Genomic DNA, 8,417 nt, shown 5'->3' with positions numbered 1-8,417 from the left:
CTCTAACCAACTGAGCTATAGGCCCAAATTATCATTTTTCTTCAGCGACCTCCTGTCCCAATGAATCGGAAGAGTCAGAAGCTCTATCAACTGGTCCCGATGGTTATCGGGAGCCCAAATTGTCATTTTTTTCTCGGCTCTCTCTTCCAATAGATGAGGAGGGGTAGAGTCTCTATACCAAGTTCCAGATCCTTATCGGGAGATGGTGTCAAAACCTCAATTAAATAAAGCTATTGATATTTAATCTTGGTTTTGGGACTGCAATGTTACATATTTGAAAGGATATTCACAACCAAACTACTGGATGAAAAAAACACCCGATGCAGACTTTTTGATCTTTGATCTTGGGAATGTGATCATCGATATTGACTATGATAGATCCCTTTCCCTTATCCGTCAACATCTTCCATCTGAGTATCATCACCTTTTGACTGATTTTTACCGCACCGATTTCCATAAAAAATATGAAAGAGGGCAGATCGATTCCACTACATTCCGTGATGAAGTCCGAGCTTATTTTCAACAGAATTGGACGGATGATCAGGTGGATTTCTTTTGGAATTCACTTTTGGGAACGATTCCCGCCGAACGGCTCTCCTTGGTGAAGAGAGTTAGACAGCAATACCAAGTTGGAGTGTTGAGTAATACAAATTTGATTCACATTCATGCCGTCAATGATATTTTGATGCGGGATCATGGATTGGCAAATTTTGATCCGGTTTTTGATTGGGTTTTTCTAAGTCATGAAATGGGGTTAGCTAAGCCGGAGACTGGAATCTATGAAAAGATGTTGACCGATTTGGGAACAGCCCCCGAACGAGTAGTATTTTTTGATGATCTTAAAGAGAATGTGGAGGGTGCTGCATCGCTTGGAATACAGGCAATACAAGTTACCAGCCCCGAAGTTATTTTTGACTTTTTAAAAGATGTATAGTCCAAAAGAATATTTAAGGCACGGGATTTTTTTCATTTTGACCCTTTTGGCGGCTACTTTGGCTGGGGCAGAATGGATCTATGGAAAGTCAATCATGGTATCCGGTGAAAATGCCTTGACCTGGGAATATTTTGTAAAATCCTTTGCCTATTCGATTCCTTTTATCGGAATTCTGCTAGTTCATGAGTTAGGTCATCTTTTTACCTCAATTTATCATAAGGTTAAATGCTCCTTGCCTTTCTTTATTCCGGCATGGTTTGGTTTTATAGGAGCACCATCAATCGGTACACTTGGGGCAATTATCCGGATGAAAGGATTCGTGAACTCAAGGAAAAAATTCTTTGATATTGGAGTGGCGGGTCCTCTTGCCGGTTTTGTGGTTGCTATTGGAGTATTGACTTATGGGTTTACTAATCTTCCTCCTTCAGATTACATCTTGGAAATTCATCCAGAGTATGCTGATCCTGATTTTCAAGGGTATGAAGATGCCATTGATTTTGAACTAGGTCAAAATCTACTTTTTTGGTACATGAGTGAAAATCTGGCTGACCCAGAAAAAATGCCGGAGATGTCAGAAATTATCCATTATCCCTTTCTTTTTGCTGGCTATTTAGCATTGTTTTTTACAGCCTTGAATTTATTGCCAATTGGCCAACTGGATGGAGGACATGTGATTTTCGGTTTATTTCCTAAGCATCATCGACAGATTTCTCTGGTTACATTTTCGGCTTTCTTGATGTATGCTGGATTGGGTGTGATTAGTCCTTACCATCCGGCAAATGAGTTGTTTTTTCGAATTCCTTTGTATGTAGGGTTTTTATATATCAGTTACCACAAATCTGGACTTTCCGTCCAAAACAAGCTTACCCTTGCTTTGGGAATTGCTGCTGTTCAATATGCGATTGTGTTTATTCAGCCCACTTGGCAAGGGTATCAAGGTTGGCTTCTATTCGCTTTCTTGCTTGGTAGAATAATGGGGACTCGTCATCCTGAAGTCTCAGGATATAAGCCCTTGGACTTCAAACGAAAAATGATTGGTTGGCTGGCAATATTGATTTTCGTACTCTGCTTTTCGCCACAGCCGTTTATTTTCAAGTAAATAAAAAACCCAGAGTTCTCCGGGTTTACTATTTCTTTACAATTCTCTGTAAGCTAAGATGCCGCCTAAGACATTTCGGACCTTTTCATAGCCCTTGCTTTCAAGAAATTTTTTCGCATTCCCGCTTCGGGCTCCACTTCTGCAATGGATGATGATTTCTTGATCCTTTTTGTCTTCCAGTTCATCCAAACGATGGGGCAGTTCTCCCAAAGGGATATTAATAGCACCTAGATTATCGTCTTCATATTCCCATTCTTCGCGTACGTCCAAGAATACGAATTTGTCTCCCTTTTCTAGGCGATCTTTCAGTTCTTTTACGTTGATATCTTCCATTTTACTTCACTAAGATTCGAATTGATTTTGGCCCTTGGGGAGTGATCAGGTTAATGACATAGATCCCAGGGATTTGTTTCATAAAGTTAATGATTTCTCCTTGAGGATCTTGGATTCGCTCGGGGAAAATCTCTCGCCCAAAAGAATCAAAAACCTGAAGTTCCACAAAGTCCCCTTGAAGATGTAAATAATCATCAACAGGGTTTGGGAAATAACTTAAATTCTCGGGTCCTTGCTCCGCTTCTGAAAAAGGTGGTGCAATACTTACATGCGGTCGAATGATCAAGGAGCCCCTAACTTCTTCATTCTGTGCCCAAGCTCCATTTACATTGTAAAAAATCTTATCCGCTTGGTCGTTTTCTTTATTTAATCCTACGTACACGAAATCATTACTAAACTGGGCAAAGCCTACAAAAAACTCTCCTTGAACCCGAATATTAGTATCAATCGGGAAGAATAGCAGTGACTCACCTTCTTCTTTTAAAGGGATCAATGTTTCTTCTTTGTACAATGGATTAGCTTCCAAATCATTCCAAACTAGAATATCTATAGGTTGGTCAGCTTGAGCAGGATTGGTGAAATCAATCGAAATTCCGGTTAGGAAAACAGGACGCTCGGTTTCAAATTTGACAGCAAGAAATCCGGATCGCTGATTAATACCAGCAGCATAATCTGCACTACCCAAATCATAGGCGAAGTAATCCCGAACCGGAAAGTAACTCCGAACCGTATCATTAACCCGATAATTAATGCTTTCAAAATTGGTAGTATCTCCATTTACCACCTCAAAATAATTTTTGTCGCCGGTAGTCAAATAGGTTAATATTTCAAGATCAGTTTCCTGGCTGATTTCAGGTAGAGTGGTAATTGCGTTGCTTTCGAAACCTCTTCTTTCCTGTGCATTTGGTACAGGGTTGAAAGGAGTGTTAAGATTTACTGCTGTAGAATTTGCTGATTCGTTAGCCAATAAAATCGAATATTCCATAGCCCGGAATCGATTCTCAAGGTTTACGAATTCATTCGAAATTGGAAGCAAATCGCTTGGATCCAAATCCTCATAAAATGCTAAGGGAAGAGCAGCATAGTCGCCAGCTAAGAGAAAATTATTTCTGGTTAAGGCCCTATCCAAATAGAAGAAGTCACTCGCATCTCTATCCGTATTCAAATAGACATAATCAACCAACCAAGTGTCGAAAGGCCCAGATAGCCTGCCCTCATTTACAAACCGAAATTGGAAATGGTCATGTTGGAATTCCGTGGATACGGGAAGAATTTCCTGCGTAAATGTCGTCCGGTCTCGATCAATTCCGCCTTTAATAGACCATACATCAGTCCAGACGCTATCAACACTTAAAAATTGAAGAATTAATGCGTCTCCCTCATCTGGCATTTCTGCTTTTCCTCCTGCTTGCCAAAAGAAACTTAGAAACAAAGTTTCATCATGATCGGAATCTAGTCCAGTTAGATCAAATGGTTTAGATGTGAGGTAGTCGCCGGCTCCTTGCTCTCGAATATCCCGGGAATAAGGTCGGCCAGTTTCGTCTACTCCATCTAAAACGACCACACCATAAGAGGGCGCATGATTTCCCATGCTGCTACTGTAGGTGCTTCCGGAGAATTCCCATTTAAGGGTGTCCATTCCTTCTGAAAAATCATCCCAAAAAGGCAGTTGATTTTGATTTAAAATTCTGCTGTTAAGTTGAGAAAGGTGTTGCTCCTTGATTTTTATTTTTGGAATAGGGCCAAATTCAACTAACTGAGCATGAACTCCCGTGGATACTAGAGTCATAACGATGCTCCATAAAAATATGTGGGCCCATTTTCCCATACGATTAGTTTTCTTGAGCCGATATCCAGAGATCAATCATTTCCCCTGTTTTAACTTGAGTTTCGGCAGGAGGGGCTTGTCTGAATACATGTCCCGGAGGTATTGTGTCATTTCTAAAATAAACTTTTTCCCCCATTCTTAAACCAGATCCCAAAATCAGAAATTCAGCATCAATTTCATCCATTCCTACGAAATTCGGAACGCTTAAAATTTGATTACCCAATCCATCTCCAACTACTAGATCTATTTTTTCTCCTTTCGGAATTTCAAATCCTTCTGTAACTGTTTGGCCTCGATACTGTTGCTCCAAGACCACATTGATACCAATGTCCGGAACGTAGATGATTTCTCCTCGCTCCAAGCCTAAGTTAGCCAAAATTTCCTGCACATTTTTTAAAGGCATGTTGACCAAATTGGGGAGTTTGATCATAGGAGCATTGCGGGCATTTAAGGTCAAGTAAATCTTTCGACCATTTTTAACTTGCTCACTGGCGGGTGGAATTTGTTTTAAAACTGCCAAAGCCTTTTCATCGGTACTATAGCCAGAATCTAACGAAACCTCATAGTTCAATCCCGATTTCTCAAGTATGTTGATCGCCTCATCAAATGTGTAGCCTGATAGGTCCGGAACAGAAACCGTTTCCCCATGATTGGTGTAGGTCGGTAAGTAGATTTTCAAAAAAACAAATCCAAGTAGGAGCGATGCTCCAAAAATCAACAAGAGGTTTATTAGAATCTTTTTCAAGGAATTCGGGAGTCTATTTTGATTTTTTATAAAACGTTAAAGATAATCGGGAATTTTAATCCCGACAAAGAAGCTAGCTTTAACGCAAGTAATTTGGCAAAAAATAAGCCGAAATAGCAAATTCGGCTCGATTTTAAATTATTTAAGGAATACCCGTTGAATTTCTTGAAGAGATGGACTGACCATCCTTACTAAATAAAGACCCGGAGAGAAAATGTCTCGTGGGAAAGTATAGGTCTGGTTCAAAGTTTGGGCATAGCTAACTTCATGAACGATCATCCCTGTTGACGAAATTATCTGAATTGTAACATCCTCATATTGAGGTAAGTTAAATGCGATATTAAAATATTCAGTTGCAGGGTTTGGATAGATTAATGCCTCTCCATCTCCCGGAATAACAGGATTAGGGTTGGCACTAAGGAATAGTTCTAAATTATCTAGGTATACAGGAGCGTTTTCTCCTTCACCAGCTTTTAATACAACGGCCAAGCGAACGTCATTTTTTCGGTCCCCTGCGTAATCCGTTAAGTTGACATATACTCGTTCAAAATCACCTGGATTGTTTGGATTAGGAATACCATTTACGGTCGTTAGCTCATTTCCGGTAGCTTCCCATACGATTTGGTAACTCTCACCAGCATCATCGCTTGCTACTACTTCAAGCTTTGTCCCCTCAGCTACGGTGCCTGCCGCATAATCGAAAAACAAAGAGGCCTGCCTGTTTTTGGAAAGATCGAAAACCGGAGAGCCTAACCAATAGGATCTTCCTGCGATTGGATTTTCGACGGTGCTACTATTTCCAGATCGTGAACCTGTGACAGGTACGGAAGTCCATGAACCGGTATCATTTTCTGGATTGATACTTCTCCAGTCTTCACTTGAAGAAGCCACATCAAAATTTTGTCTCCAAGGAACTAGGCTTCGCTCAGTAGCTTCAATGATATATCTTCGAAGTTCACTTTCATTCCCCTCGTTTTGGTCAAAATTGGGAAGGATGACAGAATAGTCCAGTCTGTTTTTACCAGTGCTGGTGCTATTTCCTCCTGTAAGAGTAAAAGTTTCTCCTGGAGGAACTGGTTCTCCACTTGCTAAAAACGCTTGAGGGCTACTTCCATTTACACTTTTTACGAATACAAAGTTTGATACAGGGAGATTTCCTGTATTCGTAACAGAAATTCGTTCGTTTTGATAGCGGCCATCGGAAATTGGAAAAGGCGTAATCAATTCCTCCATTTTCAGGCTATACTGAAACTCCTCTGACTCTAAAATCCTGATATTTTTCAAATAAATGTTGTTTCCGAATGCATTCAAATTGATAAAGGCAATCCGGATTTTTCCTAAATCAGCAAAGGGTTCTAGGTTAACTAATTCCGTACGGAACTGGGAATTAGTGGATGGGATAAATTCCTCCAATGTAGCAGAAGCAGTAGCTAAAGAAGTACCTGATTTCTGATAAGTGGCTTCAGCAATTTCGAAGGTATTTCCACAATCTGAAGAAATAGCCACGATCAAATCATCTTGAAATCCCTGTTGATTATAAGGGGCATGGGCCATCTCAAAAACCAATTGTGCATTTGGATAGCTACTCAAATCAAGTACCGGAGAAATGAAGTAATCCAATTCGCCGGATGCATCATACTCATAGTTTCGGATATAAATCAAATCTTCTGTTTGTCCCGAGATGCTTAGTTGGGTTGTTTCCCATGAAATAGACTCATCGGGATTTTTGATGGTCCAAGAATTTGGGATGTTGCTAAGATCTAAACTTAATGGTAAACTTACTGCTGTTTGGACTAATGGGTTGGAAGTCAGTCTGTTGTTTTCTGGATTTTCATCCGAAGAGTTGTTGACGAGTAAAATTTCGAATACAACTTCATTTTCTGATCCAACCAGTTCAAAGGAATCAAATGAAAGAATTGAAGCTTCCGCTGTTTCAAGATTAAGATTAAAGTCTTTGGTTTGAATAGACTGTCCATTCAAGGATAAGCGAATACGAGCTGAACTGATGGTTTGTAAACCCGCATTTTTTACTTCAATACTTGGGTTTACATTGGAGTCACAGGTGAATTCCCCCGGTTCAAAGATTCTGGTAATTGCTAAGTCTCTATCAAATAAAACCGGCTCCTGGGTTGCCCGATTATTGACAAGTGTTGTTCTTCTAGGGCTATTTGCTAATACTACATCAAATCGTTCTACCTGGCCTAAGGTGAATAAATTCATACAGGCATCCGGTGTATAATCCATGAAATTTTGGATCATATCATTGGAGTCGCAGCTGAATCGAACAGGATTACTGTTGCAAATGGAGTTGGAATTATCCTGAAGAGGGGTGTCATCGACAAAGTCATCTACACCACAACCCCCATCACCCCAAATATGGCGTAGTCCAAAGTAATGACCCACTTCATGAGTAGCAGTTCTTCCTAAAGAGGCAGAAATGGCATTTCCTCCGGTCCCAAAAAATCGGTAATCAATAGTCACCCCATCTATAATCGCCGGTGCAGGGGAGAAATTCAATCCGGGTAAATCCGAAATAGGAAAGGAGGCATACCCAATGTATGGTTGGGCAAGTGGCACCACCCAGATATTTAAGTATTCTTCTGGATCCCATTGCGTAAGTTGGCCAATGATGGTTGCATCATCAGGTAGATACGAAGAATTCGGACCTTCAATCCGAACCACTCCATTCGTAGGAAGACCATTGGGGTCCTGTTTTGCTAAAACAAATTCGATATTAGCCGAAGCCGCAACAGGAAGAAATTCAGTAGGTGTACGATCAGCATCCGGGTTTAAGCGATTAAAGTCTTCATTTAGAATCCTAATTTGGTTTTCAATTTGAGAAAAAGGAATATTAGCTCCTTCTCCTTCAGGAGTTCCATTATGAACAACATGTACAACCACTGGAATCAGTCTTTTTTCTTCCAGGGTTTTGGCTAAAATTTGAGGCTGATTCCGTTGGGCTTCAATTTTTTGGTCAATCCAATCCTCAAAGAAGTCCCTGGTACCGAAGAATCCCATTTCCTTAACCAAAAGCTGTTCAATGACTCCATGTCCACATTTTTCATTGTGTTGATGTGAAGTTTTATAAGAACCAAAGGATTGAGTCTCTTCCAGGGGAACAATGGTGAACTGCTGGCCAAAGGCCTGATGGAAAGAAAAAATTGCTCCAAAAAGGAGCAGAAAAGCCTTCGAAAAAAAAGGGATTCTATTCATTAATCAGGGAAGGTTAAGCCACGGTAAGATTGACGGCTTCCACCCTGACAATTTCGGGAATCGCCCGTTTTATAGCTTCCTCTACCCCTGCTTTGAGAGTCATGGAAGACATTGGGCATGAACTGCAAGAACCAGTCATTTCGATTTTTAGCACCATGTCATCAGTAAGTTCGACGATACGGACATTCCCACCATCCGCCTCTAAATAGGGGCGAATCGCATCAAGTGCAAATTCAATTTGATCTCTTAATTCAGCTTGCATTTT

The 8,417-nt window shown here is 40.5% G+C and carries 7 protein-coding genes; 2 read left to right on the top strand and 5 right to left on the bottom strand.

Annotated elements, in window-relative coordinates; genetic code table 11:
• The first annotated feature begins 304 nt into the window (after positions 1-304).
• Together HWE15_RS12400 and HWE15_RS12395 are read left to right on the top strand one after the other, a co-directional pair.
• Positions 305-934, top strand: coding sequence for an HAD family phosphatase (locus HWE15_RS12400; RefSeq protein ID WP_290507859.1), 630 nt, complete (start codon positions 305-307; stop codon positions 932-934).
• Positions 927-2,033, top strand: coding sequence for a site-2 protease family protein (locus tag HWE15_RS12395; protein ID WP_290507858.1), 1,107 nt, complete (start codon positions 927-929; stop codon positions 2,031-2,033). The genes HWE15_RS12400 and HWE15_RS12395 overlap by 8 nt, the downstream gene beginning before the upstream one ends.
• Positions 2,034-2,069: 36 nt before the next feature.
• On the opposite strand, the gene HWE15_RS12390 is transcribed toward HWE15_RS12395, so the two are convergent.
• The 5 genes from HWE15_RS12390 to HWE15_RS12370 form a co-directional block, all read right to left on the bottom strand.
• Positions 2,070-2,366 (bottom strand): rhodanese-like domain-containing protein, encoded by a 297-nt coding sequence (locus HWE15_RS12390; protein ID WP_290507857.1) that lies wholly within the window; start codon positions 2,364-2,366, stop codon positions 2,070-2,072.
• A gap of 1 nt (position 2,367) precedes the next feature.
• The gene (locus HWE15_RS12385; protein ID WP_290507856.1) at positions 2,368-4,194 is read right to left on the bottom strand and encodes a T9SS type A sorting domain-containing protein; all 1,827 of its coding nucleotides are present in this window, start codon (positions 4,192-4,194) and stop codon (positions 2,368-2,370) included.
• A 4-nt stretch (positions 4,195-4,198) separates the two neighbouring features.
• Positions 4,199-4,939, bottom strand: coding sequence for a PASTA domain-containing protein (locus tag HWE15_RS12380; protein WP_290507855.1), 741 nt, complete (start codon positions 4,937-4,939; stop codon positions 4,199-4,201).
• Positions 4,940-5,077: 138 nt separating this feature from the next.
• Positions 5,078-8,152: a choice-of-anchor J domain-containing protein gene (locus tag HWE15_RS12375; protein WP_290507854.1), complete on the bottom strand. Its 3,075-nt coding sequence runs from the start codon at positions 8,150-8,152 to the stop codon at positions 5,078-5,080.
• A gap of 13 nt (positions 8,153-8,165) precedes the next feature.
• Positions 8,166-8,414: a NifU family protein gene (locus HWE15_RS12370; protein ID WP_290507853.1), complete on the bottom strand. Its 249-nt coding sequence runs from the start codon at positions 8,412-8,414 to the stop codon at positions 8,166-8,168.
• Between the last annotated feature and the right edge of the window lie 3 nt (positions 8,415-8,417).

It is taken from the genome of Algoriphagus sp. (assembly GCF_013373065.1).
Taxonomy (GTDB): Bacteria; Bacteroidota; Bacteroidia; order Cytophagales; family Cyclobacteriaceae; genus Algoriphagus.
Note: the sequence above shows the minus strand (reverse complement) of the source record. Positions and strands in the feature narration are given on the sequence as shown.

Coding starts and splice junctions, on each gene's coding strand:
- HWE15_RS12370 (WP_290507853.1), bottom strand. CDS start 8,414: ATGCAAGCTGAATTAAGAGATCAAATTGAATTTGCACTTGATGCGATT.
- HWE15_RS12390 (WP_290507857.1), bottom strand. CDS start 2,366: ATGGAAGATATCAACGTAAAAGAACTGAAAGATCGCCTAGAAAAGGGA.
- HWE15_RS12395 (WP_290507858.1), top strand. CDS start 927: ATGTATAGTCCAAAAGAATATTTAAGGCACGGGATTTTTTTCATTTTG.
- HWE15_RS12385 (WP_290507856.1), bottom strand. CDS start 4,194: ATGGGAAAATGGGCCCACATATTTTTATGGAGCATCGTTATGACTCTA.
- HWE15_RS12400 (WP_290507859.1), top strand. CDS start 305: ATGAAAAAAACACCCGATGCAGACTTTTTGATCTTTGATCTTGGGAAT.
- HWE15_RS12375 (WP_290507854.1), bottom strand. CDS start 8,152: ATGAATAGAATCCCTTTTTTTTCGAAGGCTTTTCTGCTCCTTTTTGGA.